Here is a 16,385-nt window from a genome sequence, read left to right on the forward strand (position 1 = left end):
TGCTGGGACGGGGCCCGGTGCCTACGATGGAGTCGTCAGGCCCTAAGACACCCAACGACTCGGATGGGGATGCCAGTGACAGAGCCGGCCGGCTCTACACGGACCGTGATCCTGACCGTCGACGACGATCCGGGCGTGTCGCGGGCCGTCGCCCGTGACCTGCGGCGCCGCTACGGCGCGTCGCACCGGGTGGTGCGCGCCGAATCCGGGGAATCCGCCCTGGAGGCGCTGCGGGAGATGAAGCTGCGCGGCGACCAGGTCGCGGTGCTCCTGGCGGACTACCGGATGCCGCGGATGAACGGCATCGAGTTCCTGGAGCAGGCCATGGACATCCACCCGGCCGCCCGCCGGGTGCTGCTCACCGCCTACGCGGACACCTCCGCGGCGATCGACGCGATCAACGTGGTGGACCTCGACCACTACCTGCTCAAGCCCTGGGACCCGCCGGAGGAGAAGCTCTACCCGGTGGTGGACGAGCTGCTGGAGGCCTGGCTGGCCGCCGACCACCGGCCGGTGCCCGCGACCAGGGTGGTCGGGCACCGCTGGTCGGCCCGCTCGTCCGGGGTGCGCGAGTTCCTGGCCCGCAACCAGGTGCCGTACCGCTGGTATCTGTCCGACCAGCCCGAGGGCGAGCGGCTGCTGAAGGCCGCCGGCGAGGACGGGATGCGGCTGCCGCTGGTGGTCACCGCGGACGGCAAGACCATGGTGGAACCGTCCGACCAGGATCTGGCGGCCTTCGTGGGCCTGGCCACCACCCCTGCCGAGGACTTCTACGACCTGGTGGTCATCGGCGGCGGCCCGGCCGGTCTGGGCGCCGCCGTCTACGGGGCGTCCGAGGGCCTGCGGACCGTGCTGGTAGAGCGCACGGCGACCGGCGGCCAGGCGGGGCAGAGCTCACGGATCGAGAACTACCTGGGCTTCCCGGACGGGGTGTCCGGGGCCCAGCTGACGGACCGCGCGCGCCGCCAGGCCGCCAAGTTCGGTGCCGAGATGCTCACCGCCTGCGAGGTCACCGACCTGGAGGTGAGCGGCCCCACCAGGACTGTACGGTTCGCCGACGGGTCCGCCATCGCCGCGCAGACCGTGATCCTGGCGACCGGCGTGTCCTACCGGCAGCTCGACGCCCCCGGAGTGCCCGAACTGACCGGGCGCGGGGTGTTCTACGGTTCCGCGCTGACGGAGGCCGCGAACTGCGAGGCCCAGGACGTGTACATCGTCGGCGGGGCCAACTCCGCCGGGCAGGCCGCGGTCTTCCTGGCCCGGGGCGCCAAGTCCGTGACGATCCTGGTCCGCGGCGAGTCCCTGACCAGCTCGATGTCGCACTACCTCATCCAGCAGATCGCGGGCATCCCCTCGATCACCGTACGCACCCGCACCGAGGTCGTCGCCGCCCACGGCACCGACCACCTGGAGGGCCTCACCCTGCGCGACAACGCCACCGGTGAGACCGAACGCGTCGACGCGGGCTGGATGTTCGTGTTCATCGGCGCCGCCCCGCTGACCGACTGGCTGGACGATGTCGTGACCCGCGACGACCGGGGCTTTGTGATAGCCGGGCCCGACCTGTCGGCCGACGGGCGCTCCCCCAGGGGCTGGGAGCTCGACCGCTCCCCCTACCACCTGGAGACCAGCGTCCCGGGCGTGTTCGTGGCGGGCGACGCCCGCGCGGAGTCCGCCAAGCGGGTCGCGTCCGCGGTCGGCGAGGGCGCCATGGCCGTCATGTTCGTACACCGCTACCTGGAGGGGCTGTGACCTCGGAGCCGGCCGTGTGCCACGAGGAGGAACTGCGCTCGCTGTTCCTCTTCGAGAAGCTGTCCGACGACCAGCTGGCGTGGCTGTGCCGCGAGGGCCGGGTGGAGATCAACCAGCCGGGCCAGGTGTACGCCGAGGGCGCCGCCGCGACCTGTTTCTACGTACTGCTGGAGGGCACCGTCGTACTGTCCCGCCGGGTCGGCGCGGACGACGTGGAGGTGAACCGCACCTCCAAGCCCGGTGTGTACGCGGGGGCTTTCAACGCCTACCTCGGCGACCGGGTGCCGCAGGTGTACAACCACTCGATGCGGGTCACCGTGCCGTCGCGGTTCTACGTCCTGGCCGCCGACGATTTCGCGCGGATGATGCACGAGTGGTTCCCGATGGCCGTGCACATGCTGGAGGGGGTGTTCTTCGGCAACCGCAACACCCAGCAGGCCATCGGCCAGCGCGAACGGCTCCTCGCGCTCGGCTCGCTGTCGGCCGGCCTCACCCATGAGCTCAACAACCCCGCCGCGGCCTCGCTGCGCGCCACCGCCGCGCTGCGCGAGCGGGTCGCCGGGATGCGCCACAAGCTCGGCATGATCGCCGCCGGGCCCTTCCAGCGGGACACCCTGATGACCCTGGTCGAACTCCAGGAACGCGCCGTGGAGCAGGTCGCCAAGGCCGCCCCGCTCGGCCCGATGGAGGCCTCCGACCGGGAGGACGCCGTCGGCGACTGGCTGGAGGACCACGGCATCGCCGGTGGCTGGGACCTGGCGCCGACCTTCGTCCAGGCCGGGCTGGACACCGAGTGGCTGGAGCATGTCGCGGCCACCGTGGACGAGGCCACGCTGGAGGGGGCGCTGCGCTGGCTGAACTACACCGTCGAGACCGAACTGCTGATGAACGAGATCGAGGACTCCACCACCCGCATCTCCAGCCTGGTCGGCGCCGCCAAGCAGTACTCCCAGATCGACCGGGCCCCCTTCCAGGTCATGGACATCCACGAGCTCCTCGACAGCACCCTCCAGATGCTCGCGGGAAAGCTCGGCCCCGGCGTCACCGTCGTCAAGGACTACGACTGCGGCCTGCCGAGGATCCCCGTCTACCCGGGCGAGCTCAACCAGGTCTGGACGAATCTCATCGACAATGCGGCCTCCGCCATGGCGGGCACCGGCACCCTCACCGTGCGCACCGCGCTCGACCACGAACGGGTCCTGGTCGAGTTCGGCGACACCGGCCCCGGCGTGCCCGACGACATCCGCGGCCGGATCTTCGAGCCCTTCTTCACCACCAAACCGGTGGGCGAGGGCACCGGTCTCGGACTCGACATCTCCTGGCGCATCGTGGTCAACAAGCACCACGGCGACCTCCAGGTGGAGTCGGTTCCCGGCGACACCCGCTTCCGGGTACACCTCCCCCTCAGCGACCCCGAATCCGACGGACAGCAGGAGTCATCATGACCGCGACACCGGCGATCGACCCCTCCGTACCGCCCAGCGGAACCGGCTGCGCCGAGTGCGACGCCCTCGGCGGCTGGTGGTTCCACCTGCGCCGATGTGCCCAGTGCGGGCACATCGGCTGCTGCGACACCTCCCCCGCCCAGCACGCCAGCGCCCACGCCGCCGCCACCGGACACCCCGTCATGCGCAGCTTCGAGCCCGGCGAGTCCTGGTTCTGGAACTTCCGGACCGAGGACTACGTCGAGGACGGCCCCGAACTCGCCCCGCCCGCCAGCCGCCCCGCCGACCAGACCGTGCCGGGTCCCAGCGACCGGGTGCCGGACGACTGGCGCGAGCACCTGCACCGTTAGCCGGCAGGTCAGGCCTGGGGCACCGTGGCGGGGGTGGTCATGGTCCGGGTGTGGTCGACGATGCGGGTGTCTCCTTCCAGCTTCACCTGCACGCAGGAGCCGGGGTCGCCCGCCGACTGGGCGACCGTGAGGACGATCCAGCCGGGTTCGACCCGCCTGCGCAGGTCCCGCCCGGTGAAGCTGGTCATGTCCGCGTGGACCTCGAACCGCACCGTACGCGTCTCCCCGGCGGCGAGATCGACACGGGTGAAGCCGATCAGCTGGCGGACGGGCCGGGTGACGGAGGCGACCGGATCGGTGAGATAGAGCTGAGGCACCACGGTGCCGGCCCGGGAGCCGGTGTTGGTGACGCTCGCCCGTACGGTGACCGATCCGTCGACCGCGACGGCGGCCTCGGTGGCCTTCGCGCCATCGATGCTGAACGTGGTGTAGGAGAGCCCGTGCCCGAACGGGAACGCGGGGGTCGGGTCGATGTTGCTCACCCCGTCGCTCTTGAGGGCGAGCGGGGGCGCCAGGTAGGTGCCGGGCTGACCGGCGGCGTCACCCGGGATCTGAACGGGCAGGTGTCCGGAGGGGTTGACGCGGCCGGACAGGACACCGGCGACGGCGGAGGCGCCCTCCTGCCCGGGGAAGAAGGCCTGAAGGGTCGCGTCCGCTTCCTTCGCGTGCCGGCCGATCGCGTACGGGCGGCCCGACACGACAACGAGGACGGTTTGTCGCGCCGCGCCGAGGACGGCCTCGACCAGGTCTTCCTGGACTCCCGGGAGCGTCAGGGTGGCCAGGTCGCAGCCCTCGCCGGAGGTGCCCTCGCCGAACATTCCGGAGCGGTCGCCCACGACGAGGATCGTCAGGTCGGCCGCGGCGGCCGCGGCCACGGCGGCGTCGATCCCGCTTCGGTCGTCGCCGGTGATCGGGCAGCCGGTCTCGTGGTGCACCGTGGCGTCGGGGAACTCCCGCCGGATCGCGTCGAGCGCCGTCGGGGCCCCGATTCCCAGGGCGGCCTCGGGGTGGTGCGGGAGGACGTGGTTGGGGAAGGAGTAGCAGCCGAACAGGCAGCGGGCGTCGTCGGCGGCGGGGCCGATGACGGCGATGGATCGCGGGCCGTCGGCGAGCGGAAGGATGCCGGAGCCGTTGTCGAGCAGTACGACGGACTCCTCGGCCAGGCGGCGGGCGATGTCGCGGTTGCGGGGCGAGTCGAAGTCCGCGGGGGCCGTGTACTGCCCGGGCTGCCATCCGGGGTCGAGCAGGCCGAGTTCGGCCTTCTGGGTCAGGACGCGCAGGACCGCCCGGTCGAGGAGGTCAGTGCTGACGCGGCCGTCCTTGAGCATGGCCAGCAGGGCGTCGCCGTAGCCCGTGGTGTGGGGCAGTTCGACGTCGATCCCGGCGTGCAGGGCGGCCTGCGCCGCGCCGGGGACGTCGGCCGCCACATGGTGCATGGAGGCGAGGAACGCGATGGCCCAGTAGTCGGAGACCACGGTGCCCTCGAATCCCCAGCTGTCGCGCAGCAGATGGGTGAGCAGTGTCTCGTCGGAGCCGCAGGGCACGCCGTCGATGTCGTTGTACGCGTTCATCACCGAGCCGACGCGGCCGGTGACGACGGCCTTCTCGAAGGGCACGAGGATGACGTCGGCCAGTTCGCGTGGACCGACGGCCGCCGGGGCGTGGTTGCGCGCCGCGCGGGAGGTGGAGTAGCCGGCGAAGTGCTTGAGCGTCGCGATGGTGCCGGCCGACTGGAGGCCCTGCACGTAGGACAGCGCCAGTTCCGAGACGAGGTAGGGGTCCTCGCCGAGGGTCTCCTCGACCCGGCCCCAGCGGTAGTCGCGCACCACGTCCAGGACCGGGGACAGCCCCTGGTGGATACCGACGGCCGCCATGTCCGACCCGATGGCCGCCGCCATCGACCGGACGAGCTCCGGGTTCCAGGTGGCCGCCCAGGCGAGCGGGGTCGGGTAGACCGTGGCCTGCCAGGTGGTGAGGCCGGTCAGGCACTCCTCGTGGGCGATGGCGGGGATGCCGAACCGGTTCGCCGCCACGACCAGCTCCTGGAAGGCGGCCAGCTGCTCGCGGCCGGCCTCCGGGGCGATCGGTGCGGTGCCGAACACCCGGGTCAGGTGCCCGAGGCCGTCGACGACGGCCTCCTCGAAGCTCTCCGCCCCGCGGAAGGTGTCCTGCATCGGCGCCACGTCCCCGGAGGTGTCGTGGCCCGGCCAGGTGCTGCCGAGCTGCTGGACCTTCTCGGACTCGGTCATCGCGTCGAGCAGGGCCCGGGCGCGAACGGCCGCCGGCCGGGCGGGGTCGTTCCACAGCCCGGTCATCGGGCGCTCGTCGCTGATCGTCAAGGTCTCATCCATTTCTTTACGGGCGCCGCGGCTGCGTGGTCGGACAGGCAGCAGGCATGGGTGGGGTACGGAACGGCGCCAAAGGCCATGTGGGGGGTGGCCGGTCAGGCCGGGGCTGTCGCCCGGTCGGTCACTTGCCGCCGGCGCCCATCAGTCCCGCCACGAGGGCTCGCCGGGCGAAGAGATAGACGACGAGGATGGGGACCGCGGACATCAGCACGGCGGCCAGCAGGGCCGGGACATTGGCTCCGTACTGGGAGACGAAGTTGTACAGGCCCAGGGTCACCAGCTTGTCGTCCTCGGACTGGGTCATGATCAGGGGGAACAGGAAGCCGTTCCAGGCCTGCAGAGCCGTGAAGACACAGGCGGTCGCGATGCTCGGGCGTGACATCGGGATGACCAGCTCCCGGAGCACCCGGGCGGGGCTGGCGCCGTCCAGGGCCATGGCCTCGTAGAGCTCGGTGCCGATGTCCCGCATTCCGCCGCTGAGGACCAGCACGGTCACCGGCAGCGCGAACGCCGCGGTGGGCAGGATGATCCCCCAGAGGCTGTCGTACAGGTTGAGGCGGTTGATGATCAGGAAGAGCGGGATGACGACCGCCTGCGAGGGAATCGCCAGCCCCACGAGGAACAGCCGGAAGACGCCTCGGGTGAGCCAGCCCCGCCCCCGGACGACGGCATAGCTGATCGGGATGCCCAGGAGCAGCACGATGGCGACCGTGAACGCCGCGACGAAGAAGGTGTTCCAGATGTAGTGCAGGAAGCCGCTGTCGATGACGGTGGCGAAGTTGTCGAGCGTCAGGTGGGAGGGAATCGATACGGGCCCTCCGTCGGTGTAGGACGTCTGGGGCTGGACCGCCGTGTTCACCAGCGCGTACAGCGGTACGCCGATGATCAGGAGCCATATGAAGGCCGCGAGGCCCGCGACGTAGTTCGGGCGCGTCCTCACAGCCCCTCCAACGTGCTCGTCATCTTGTCGTACCCACTGATTTTCATAAGCGCGAGCGAGGCTCCGGTGGCCAGCAGGAGCAGGAAGCTCGCGATGGCGCTGGCGTACCCGTAGTCGTAGGTCCGGAACGCGGTCTGGTACATCGAGAAGGGAAGGATCGAGGTGTCGGTGCCGGGTCCGCCGTTGGTCAGCAGCAGGACGATGTCGAAGGCCGTGAGCCCGCCGATGACCATGAAGGTGGTCGAGGTGACCATGGTGTTCCGCAGCTGGGGAAGGGTGATGTGGATGAACTGCCGCACCCTTCCCGCGCCGTCGATCTCCGCCGCCTGGTAGAGGGTGTTCGGGATGGCGCGGGCGGCGCCCTGGTAGAGCAGGGAGTGGAACGGGACGAACTGCCAGCTGGTGACGATGATCAGGCAGACGATCGCACCGTTGCGGGTGCCGAGCGGGTTGGTGTCCCCGAGGAGCGCGCCGAGCTTGGCCGGGACACCGAAGTTCGGGTCGAGCAGTTGCCGCCACATGACGGCCGTGGCCGCGGTGGAGAGCAGCAGCGGCAGGAAGAAGACCGCCGACAGGACGGCGCGGTTGCGCTGGTGACCGGCCGACCAGACGCCCAGCAGGATGCTGACCGGTGCCTGCACCGCGATGTTCCCGACCAGCAGGACCCCCGTGACGAGGGTGGACTGCCAGATCTGGCCGTCGTCGATGAATCGCGACCAGTTGGCGAGCCCGGTGAACTGCGGGGCGTTGAGTCCGTCCCAGTTGGTGAGGGACAGGTAGAGCACGCCCACCATCGGCGCGACGGCGAAGACGAGGAAGAACACCAGCCCGGGAATCGCCCAGCCCACGCCGGGCCGCTCCAGGGTGGGAGCGGCCCGGTCACGGGCCCTGCGGTTCCGGACGAGTCGCGCACTCGTTATGGAGACCACGTGGATGCCTTTCCTTACTTCTTCAGTGCCGAGACCGCGCTGACGAACTGATCCGGAGTGCTCTGCCCGTTGAACAGCTTCTGGATCTCGGTGAGCAGCGGGGTGCCCAGGGTGAGGCCGAGCGCCTGGTCCCAGGACTGGGTGAAGGACGGCGCCTTGCTCACGAGGTCGTACTGGAAGTTCGCGTACGCCGGGTCCGGGGCCTTGGCGAGCATCGCCTTGGCGTTCGTCGTGACCGGCACCTCGCCCTTGTCGACCAGGCCCTGGACGTAGGCGTCACTGTAGGCGGTCTTCACGAATTCCCTGGCGGTGGTGCTGGGGGCACTGGTGGTCACCGACACGTAGTTGGTGGGGTTGCCGACGACGTCGGCCGGGTCGCCCTTGCCGCCGTCGACGGTCGGGAAGGCCGCGTAGCCCAGGCCGCTCTTGGCGAAGTCCGGGGCCTCGCCCTGCTGGACGGCGTACTCCCACGAGCCCATCAGGGTCATCGCCGCCTTGCCCTTGTTCAGCAGGGTGGAGGTGCCGCCGGCGCCGTAGCTGACCGAGCCGAAGTTCTTGCCGAAGGCGCCGCTGTCGACGAGTTCCTTGACCAGCTGTGCGGTCTTGAGGACGGCCGGGTCCTTCCACTGGGACCAGTCGCCGGCCTGGATCTTGTTGAAGAGCTCGGGTCCCGCGAGGCGGTCCACGAGGTACTCGATCCACATCAGCTCGGTCCAGGAGGAGCTGGCGTTGCCCGCCACCGCGAAGGGGGTGATGCCCTTGGCCTTGAACACCTTCACAAGGTTCGTCAGGTCGCTCCAGGTCTGCGGGGGCTGCACACCGGCGTCGGTGAAGACCTTCTTGTTGTAGAACATGAACACCGGCTGGGTGCCCCGGATCGGGATCCCGACGAGCTTTCCGTTCACCTTTCCGGCGTTCAGCGCGGAGGGGAGGAAGTGTGACTCCAGGCTCTTGTCGAGTGTCACCAGCTTGCCGGCCTTGACGTAGTCATTGAGGCTGCCGCCGCCCCAGTTGAAGAACAGCCCGGGCATCTTCGACGAACCCATGCCGGTCCGGAGCTTGTCCTTGTACCCGTCCGAGGCGATCACGGACAGGGTGACCTTGCCGTTGCCGGTGGAGTTGAAGGTGTCCACGGCGGTCTTCTGCACGGTGTTGGTCGGGTCCTGGAGTGTCCAGAACTGAACGTTGCCCGTGGGCGAGGAGGCCGAGCCGCCGGAGGTCCCACAGGCGGCCACGGTGATCATCATCGTGGTGCCCGCCATCAGCGCGGCGCAGGTTCTCCTGCGAGAGAATATGTTCTTCATTGAACACCTTTCGATTCGGCCAGGGCCCAGGTGCCAGCCAAATGGAGAGGCGTGTGCTGGCGTCCGTCACGCTAAGCGGCGTGATTCGACATCGGCAAGAAACAAATGGCCGTCAGCTTCGAAAGACTTTCGCAGATTCACCCGGCACCGGACGGCGGGGCCGTCGACTTACGCAGCACCAGCTCCGTGGTGAGTTCCATGCGCATCGTCGCCGGGGGTTTTCCGTCGGCCAGCCGCAGCAGGACCCTTGTGGCCTCCTGGCCGAGTTCCTGGAAGGGCTGGCGTACGGCGCTCAGCGGCGGCGAGGCCATCGCGGCCACCGGGGTGTCGTCGAACGACATGACCGACAGGTCCTGCGGCACGGCGACACCGAGCTGCCGGGCCGCCTCCAGGGCTCCCAGCGCCTGGGTGTCGCTGGCGGCGAACAGTGCCGTCGGCCGGTCCTCGACGCCCAGGATCCGGCGTGCGACCACCAGGGCCTCGCCGTAGTCGAAGTCCGTCGACCGCACGATCCCCGGGTCGTACGCGATACCGGCCTCCTCAAGGGCGGCGCGGTAGCCGTGCAGGCGCGCCGCCCCGGCCATGGAGCTGGAGCGGCCGGCGAGCATGCCTATCCGGCGGTGCCCAAGGCCGATGAGGTGCTGCACCGCCGTCGTGGCCCCGTGCCAGTTCGTCGCCCCGATGCTCGGGATGTCCCAGGTCGGCGCGTTCAGCGGATCGATGAGCACGACCGGCAGCCGCTGGTCCACGACGCGGCGCTGGTCCTGCTCGGTCAGCGTGGAGATGACGATGACCAGGCCGAGGGCCTCCAGCGCCGCGCACTCGTCCAGCCACTGGGCGATCGAGCGCCTGCTGGTCGTACCGACGGTCGTGGCCACTCCCCGCTCGGCCGCCGAGTCGACGATGCCGCGGGCGACTTCCAGCGTGTACGGGCTCGACAGGTCGCGGAAGACAGCCAGGATCTGCCGTGGCCGCCGTGCGTCGGCCTCCCAGGCCCGGATGTAACCGTGCCGGGTCAGTAGTTCCTCGACCCGGGCCCGCGTCGCCGCGGAGACATCGCGCCGGCGGTGGACGACCTTGGAGACGGTCGCGATCGATACGCCGGCTTCTTTGGCTATCGAGGTGAGAAGTCCGTACTGTGCGTCCAGGCTCGCCCTGGCTCGGCCCGTCACTGCGGCTGCGACCTCCCTGTCACCGACCGGTTTCGCCGGCGGGTCAAAGCTAAAGGGCTGCGGCCACATCTCCGCCTTGCCGCCGCGAAACTCTTTCGCAGGCGTTGCGGGAAAGGCAGTTGAACTCCCCGTGGACCTCGACTTATCCCTCCGGTTGCCGCGGTGTCAATACCCGACGGCGGTCAGCCTGCGAAACGCTTTCGGAAACGTGGCGGTGACATTGGGGCGCCGCGTCCCAATACTGTCCCCATCCCAGCCTGATGACCGCTGACCATGACGATCAGAGGAACTGCAATGGCGCAATCCTTGGTACGGAAGGCTGTCGCGACAACGGCAGCCATAGGCATCGGCGTGGCATTCGCCATCGCCTCTGCGGCGGGGGCGTCGGCGTATCAGCCGAGCTCGTCGAACCTGTATGTGGCGGACAACACCGCCGCCTGCAACAAGAGCCCCTGTGTCCTCTACCCGAAGTCGGCCCAACTCGCGAGCGGCCGGATCGTGGCGACGTTCGAGAACGACCAGACCACCCCGGTGGGACAGACGCTGCCCATCTACAACAGCGACGACAACGGCACGACGTGGTCGAAGCTGTCCGATGTCAAGGCTCCCGCCTACCTGTCCAGTGACTCCCAGTACGCGAAGTACACGAGCAACTGGACGAACCCGTATCTCTACGTGCTCCCGCAGGCCGTCGGGTCCCTGAGTGCCGGCACGCTGCTTCTCGCGAGCGTCGTCTCGGGCGACGACTACTACTACGAGGAGCAGAAGGCCGCCAACTCCAGCTGGACGCCGACCGCCGACGGCGACCGCAAGGACGTGGCGCTCGCGCTGTACTCCAGCACCGATGAGGGCGCGACCTGGAGCATTCTGAACATCATCGCCACCGGCAGCTGGCAGGGCGGAAGCGCGGGTGCCCTCGGCCGGGTCTCGACCGCCAACACCTACGCGCAGGTCGACCCGGTCTGGGAGCCGCACCTGGTGGCCCGCAACGGCGTTCTCGTCGCCTACTACTCCGACGAGAACGACTACCTCAGTTACAACGCCACCACCGGAGTGCCGGTCATCGACCCGGACAACGACACGGCGACGGACTCCGGCGGCCAGCTCCTCGTGCACAAGACCTGGGACGGCGGCAGCACCTCCTGGAGCTCCCCGGTCGTCGATGTCCCCGGCTCCACGGTGACCATGAGCAGCAGCAAGACGGAAATCGGCGGCGGTCGCCCCGGCATGACGACGATCGCCCCGACCACCGACGGCAAGTGGCTCCTCACCTACGAGTACTGGGGCGGCGGAACGAACACCCGGTACAAGATCGCCGACGACCCGCTGAAGTTCTTCGCCGCCAGTGACGCCGCGGTCACTGCGCTGCCCGTGCCCTCGGGAGGAAGCACGCTCGCAACGGGCGGCAGCCCGGTGCTCCTGCCCATGCCGGACGGACGGATCGTCTACAACGCGGCCGGCAGCAGCAGCGTCTGGGTGAACGAATCCGGTCTGAGCACCGGCACCTGGAAGAAGTACCAGACCGCGATCGCCGCCGGTTACAGCCGTCAGCTCCAGTACGTCGACGGCACCGGACGCGTCCTCATCCTCCAGGCCTCCTGGAGCGGCGGCAGCGTCGGGCCCGTGCACTTCGCCGAGGTCGACCTCGGCCGGTCCGACGGCATCTACGACACCCTCGTCAACCGCCTGACCGGTCAGGTCCTCAGCCCGGACACCGGCAAGACGCAGGACGCGAACCTCACGGGCAACGTCGCCGACCTCGTCCTCAAGGCGCAGGACTCCACGGACGACTCGCAGCGCTGGCATCTCACGGCCAAGAGCAGCAACGTGACTCTGCTCAACAAGACCGGCGGCCGCGCGGCCGGCATCTGGACCGGCACCGCGACAGCCGGGCAGCAGCTGGCCCAGTGGGTCGACGACGGGGCCACCGACAAGCAGTGGACCCTGGTCGCTGCGACGACCAGCGGGTACTACAAACTCCGCTCGGTACGTAACACCAGCCTGTACGCGACGGGAGCGACCGCAGGCGGCGCCGTCACCCTGGCGGCGTCGACCGACGACGGCTCACAGGACTGGCAGCTCGTCCCGGACGCCCTGCCGACCGATGCGACCTTCACCCTGAAGGGCAGCTACTCCGGTCGCTGCCTCGACGTGCCGAACGGCGCGACGGGTGTGCAGGTGCAGATCTACGACTGCTCCGGGAACGCCAACCAGACCATCACGCAGACCACCGCGGGCGAGCTGCGCGTCTCCGGCAAGTGCCTCGCCGCCAACGGTGACGGCACCACGGCGGGCACCAAGCTCATCCTGTGGACCTGCAACGGGAAGACCAGCCAGAAGTGGGCCTTCCGGCTGGACGGAACCATCGTCAACCGCTCCAACGGTCTCGTCATCGACGTCACCAGCTGGGGGACGGCCAACGGATCGAAGGTGCAGCTGTACACGGGTCTCGGCAACGCCACCCAGAAGTGGAGCCGGGCGTAGTCCTCAGGAGCAGGACGCGGCAGCGGGGTGCGGTCTCGAAACGAGGCCGCACCCCGCTGCCGTCATGTGGTGTGGGCGGGCCGGCGAGCGGAAGTCGAGGTGCGCAGCACGAGTTCCGTGGCCAGCTCGATCCGCGGGGACGCGGGCGGCCGGCCCTCGGCCAGCTCCATCAGCACCCGGGTCGCCTCGTGGCCCAGTTGCTCGAACGGCTGCCGTACCGCGCTCAGCGGCGGGCAGGCCATGGCCGCGACCAGGGTGTCGTCGAAGGACATGACCGCCAGGTCCTGGGGGACGCCGAGCCCCTGCTGGCGGGCCGCTTCCAGGACGCCGAGGGCCTGGGCGTCGCTCGCGGCGAAGACGGCGGTGGGCGGCCGGTCGGAGCGCAGGATCCGGAGGCTGGCGGCCAGCGCCTCGTCGAAGTCGAAGTCGGTCGAGCGCACGATCGCGGGGTCGTAGTCGATCCCGGCCTCCTCCAGCGCGGCCCGGTAGCCGTGCAGCCGCGCCGCCCCGGTGAGCGAGTGCGACCGGCCGGCGACCATGCCGATCCGGATGTGGCCGCGCTCCAGGAGGTGCCGTACGGCGTCCCTGGCGCCGTTCCAGTTCGTCACCCCGATGCTCGGGATGTCCAGTGAGGGTGCGCTGAGCGGATCGATCAGCACCACCGGAAGCCGCTGCTCGACGATGCGGCGCTGATCCTCCTCGGACAGCATCGAGATCACGATGATCAGCCCCGCCGCACCGAGCGCCACGCAGTCCTCGAGCCACCGGGAGATCGGCCGCCTGCTCGTCGTCCCGGTCACCACATCGATGCCGAGCTCGCCGGCCGCCTCCACGATCCCCCGGGCGACCTCCAGCGTGTACGGGCCGGACAGGTCCCGGAAGACCGCGATGATCTGCCGGGGGACCACGAGATCCCGCTCCCACGGGCGTACGTAACCGTGCTGGGCCAGCAGCTCCTCGACCCGGGCGCGCGTCGCCGCGCCGACGTCACGACGCCGGTGCACCACCTTGGACACGGTGCTGAGCGAGACTCCCGCCTCGGTCGCGATGCTCGTCAGCAGACCGTACTGCTGGTCCACCTGTGCCTTGCCCTGAACTGTCACCCGGCGCCTCCGCAGACCAACGGTACCGAGCCGTCACGCACAAGGCAGAACCACCGCCGACGGATGCCGCGGCGGCAGCTCCTGGGGAGGTCCTAAGGCGGACCTCCCCACGTGGCCTGTGGCCGGACAGGCCCTACGCGCCGCTCGCGTCGAGCATCTCCTCGCGCTCGACGACCTTGACGCGCTCGCGGCCCTGCGGCTCGCCGAGCGCGCGCTCGTGCGCGTCGAGGCGGTGCCAGCCGTCCCAGGTCGTGTAGCGCACGCCGCGCCCGCGCAGGTACGCCTCGATCGCGTCCGGGCCGGGCTCGGTGGGCGACGTGAGGCGGCCGGCGGCGTGGTCGGCGAGGAGGCAGGCCACGGTCTCGTTGGCGTCGCCCTTGGTGTGGCCGATGAGGCCGACGGGACCGCGCTTGATCCAGCCGGTGACGTACGTGGAGGCCATGTGGGCGCCGTCACCGTCCAGGACCCGGCCGGCCTCGTGCGGGACGGTGCCGGAGACCGGGTCGAAGGGCAGCTTGGGCAGCTCTTCGGACAGGTAGCCCACCGCGCGGTAGACCGCCTGCAGCGGCCAGTCGCGGAAGCGGCCGGTGCCGCGGACGTTGCCGGTGCCGTCCAGCTCGGTGCGCTCGGTGCGCAGGGCGGTGACCTGGCCGTCCTCGCCGAGGATCTCGGTCGGGGACTCGAAGAAGTGCAGGTAGAGCTTGTGCGGGCGGTCACCGATGTCGCGGATGGCCCAGTTCTCCAGGGTGGAGGCGACCATGTCGGCCTGCTTGTTGCCGCGCCGGGTGGCTATGGAGCCGTCGTCGTACTCGATGTCCTCGGGGTCGACGATGACCTCGATGTTCGGCGAGTGGTTCAGCTCGCGCAGCTCCAGCGGGCTGAACTTGGCCTGGGCGGGACCGCGCCGGCCGAAGACGTGCACCTCCAGGGCCTTGTTGGCCTTGAGCCCGTCGTACACGTTCGGCGGGATCTCGGTGGGCAGCAGCTCGTCGGCGGTCTTGGCCAGTACGCGGGCGACGTCGAGGGCGACATTGCCGACGCCCAGGACGGCGACCTTCTCCGCGTCCAGGGGCCAGGTGCGCGGGACGTCGGGGTGACCGTCGTACCAGGAGACGAAGTCGGCGGCGCCGTAGGAGCCGTCCAGCTCGACGCCCGGGATGTCGAGCGGGCGGTCGGCGCTGGCGCCGGTGGAGAAGACCACGGCGTCGTAGAAGCGGTGCAGGTCGTCCAGGGCCAGGTCGGACGGGTAGTCGACGTTCCCGAAGAGCCGGATCTGGGGCTTGTCCAGGACCTGGTGCAGCGCGTTGACGATGCCCTTGATCCGCGGGTGGTCCGGCGCGACGCCGTAGCGGATCAGGCCGAACGGGGCGGGCATCCGCTCGAACAGGTCGATGGAGACCCCGGGGTCGGTGGCGGCTTCGGACTTCAGCAGGGCATCGGCGGCGTAGATCCCGGCGGGACCGGCCCCGACGATGGCCACCCGTATGGCGCGTGACATGGAGCAACCTTCCTTTGGCACAGCTGCTCACAGTACGCGACAGGGTAAGGCTACCCTTACCCTGTCCACTCCTTGAACGGGGGCCGCTCACACCACGGGGTTCACGGGTCTCACAGGCCCGTCGGGGGCCGGTTGCCGAGCGCGTCGGCGTTGGGTGCGGCCTTGGCGACGAGGTCGGGGACGACGTCGGACAGCTCGGCCGGGTCCCAGCGGGAGGGGTGGGTGGCGGCGGGGCCGTTGGCCCAGCCCTCCAGGACGGTGATCCTGCTCCCGTAGACGCCGAAGATCCGGCCGGTGACCTCGCGGGAGCGGTCGGAGCCGAGCCAGACGGCCAGCGGCGAGATCGCGTCGGGGCTGAGGTCGGTGGCGGCGGCCATGCGGTGCATGACGTCGATGTCGTCGGTGAGCCGGGTGAGGGCGGTGGGGGCGATGGCGTTGACGGTGACCCCGTAGCGGGCGAGCTCGGCGGCGGCGGTGATGGTGAGGCTGGCGATGGCGGCCTTGGCGGAGGCGTAGTTGCCCTGGCCGGGGTTGCCGAACAGGCCGGAGGTGGAGGTGGTGTTGATGACCCGGGCGTCGTTGGCGGCGCCGTCCTTGGCACGCTGCCGCCAGTAGCGGGCGGCGTGGTGGAGAGTCGCGAGGCTGCCCTTGAGGTGGACGGCGATGACGCTGTCCCAGTCCTGCTCGGTCATGGTGACGATCATGCGGTCGCGCAGGATCCCGGCGTTGTTGACCAGGACGTCGAGTCCGCCGAAGGACTCCACCGCCTGGGCGATCAGCTTCTCGGCCCCGGCCCAGGAGGCGATGTCGTCGGTGTTGGCGACCGCCTCGCCGCCGGCGGCCGTGATCTCGTCGACGACCGCTGCCGCAGGACCCGCCGAGGCCCCGCCGCCGTCCCGGCCGCCGCCCAGGTCGTTGACGACGACCTTCGCACCGTGGGCGGCGAAGGCGAGCGCGTGGGCCCGGCCTATTCCGTTGCCGGCGCCGGTGATCACCACGACGCGGCCCTCGCACAACTCTGTGGACAGCCCTGCGGACATTGCCGCCTCCTCGCTGAAAT

Annotated in this window: 12 protein-coding genes; 4 read left to right on the forward strand and 8 right to left on the reverse strand. The window is 70.0% G+C overall.

The features are described from left to right. The first annotated feature begins 69 nt into the window (after positions 1–69). Genes OG607_RS07495 through OG607_RS07505 form a run of 3 tightly spaced genes read left to right on the forward strand, consistent with a single transcriptional unit; the run spans position 70 to position 3,547 of the window. A complete protein-coding gene (locus OG607_RS07495) occupies positions 70–1,752 on the forward strand; it encodes an FAD-dependent oxidoreductase (protein ID WP_405720262.1) in 1,683 nt (560 codons plus the stop codon). After that, a complete protein-coding gene (locus OG607_RS07500) occupies positions 1,749–3,197 on the forward strand; it encodes an ATP-binding protein (protein WP_405720264.1) in 1,449 nt (482 codons plus the stop codon). The genes OG607_RS07495 and OG607_RS07500 overlap by 4 nt, the downstream gene beginning before the upstream one ends. Next, entirely contained in the window at positions 3,194–3,547 is a 354-nt protein-coding gene (locus OG607_RS07505) for a UBP-type zinc finger domain-containing protein (protein WP_405720266.1), read from the forward strand. The genes OG607_RS07500 and OG607_RS07505 overlap by 4 nt, the downstream gene beginning before the upstream one ends. An 8-nt stretch (positions 3,548–3,555) precedes the next feature. Here the strand turns inward: OG607_RS07505 and OG607_RS07510 are convergent, their stop codons facing one another. The 5 genes from OG607_RS07510 to OG607_RS07530 all read right to left on the reverse strand — a co-directional run bounded on the left by OG607_RS07510 (position 3,556) and on the right by OG607_RS07530 (position 10,240). After that, on the reverse strand, positions 3,556–5,862 hold the full coding sequence (locus OG607_RS07510; RefSeq protein WP_405736609.1) for a glycoside hydrolase family 3 N-terminal domain-containing protein: 2,307 nt from the start codon (positions 5,860–5,862) through the stop codon (positions 3,556–3,558). A 154-nt stretch (positions 5,863–6,016) separates the two neighbouring features. Then, positions 6,017–6,835 (reverse strand): carbohydrate ABC transporter permease, encoded by an 819-nt coding sequence (locus OG607_RS07515; protein ID WP_405720268.1) that lies wholly within the window; start codon positions 6,833–6,835, stop codon positions 6,017–6,019. Continuing rightward, positions 6,832–7,755: a carbohydrate ABC transporter permease gene (locus tag OG607_RS07520; RefSeq protein WP_405736612.1), complete on the reverse strand. Its 924-nt coding sequence runs from the start codon at positions 7,753–7,755 to the stop codon at positions 6,832–6,834. Before OG607_RS07520 ends, OG607_RS07515 begins: the two co-directional genes overlap by 4 nt. 23 nt (positions 7,756–7,778) lie before the next feature. Then, a complete protein-coding gene (locus OG607_RS07525) occupies positions 7,779–9,068 on the reverse strand; it encodes an ABC transporter substrate-binding protein (protein ID WP_405720270.1) in 1,290 nt (429 codons plus the stop codon). A gap of 137 nt (positions 9,069–9,205) precedes the next feature. Further along, positions 9,206–10,240 (reverse strand): LacI family DNA-binding transcriptional regulator, encoded by a 1,035-nt coding sequence (locus tag OG607_RS07530; protein ID WP_405720272.1) that lies wholly within the window; start codon positions 10,238–10,240, stop codon positions 9,206–9,208. 294 nt (positions 10,241–10,534) lie between these two features. On the opposite strand from OG607_RS07530, the gene OG607_RS07535 reads away from it, so the two are divergent. Next, a complete protein-coding gene (locus OG607_RS07535; RefSeq protein WP_405720274.1) occupies positions 10,535–12,724 on the forward strand; it encodes an RICIN domain-containing protein in 2,190 nt (729 codons plus the stop codon). A gap of 62 nt (positions 12,725–12,786) precedes the next feature. Here the strand turns inward: OG607_RS07535 and OG607_RS07540 are convergent, their stop codons facing one another. The 3 genes from OG607_RS07540 to OG607_RS07550 form a co-directional block, all read right to left on the reverse strand. After that, entirely contained in the window at positions 12,787–13,827 is a 1,041-nt protein-coding gene (locus OG607_RS07540) for a LacI family DNA-binding transcriptional regulator (protein WP_405720276.1), read from the reverse strand. Between the two features lie 133 nt (positions 13,828–13,960). Further along, positions 13,961–15,325, reverse strand: coding sequence for an FAD-dependent oxidoreductase (locus OG607_RS07545; protein ID WP_405720278.1), 1,365 nt, complete (start codon positions 15,323–15,325; stop codon positions 13,961–13,963). A 110-nt stretch (positions 15,326–15,435) separates the two neighbouring features. Beyond that, on the reverse strand, positions 15,436–16,365 hold the full coding sequence (locus OG607_RS07550; RefSeq protein WP_405720280.1) for an SDR family oxidoreductase: 930 nt from the start codon (positions 16,363–16,365) through the stop codon (positions 15,436–15,438). Positions 16,366–16,385 lie beyond the last annotated feature (20 nt).

Source organism: Streptomyces sp. NBC_01537 (assembly GCF_045040445.1).
Lineage (GTDB): Bacteria > Actinomycetota > Actinomycetes > Streptomycetales > Streptomycetaceae > Actinacidiphila.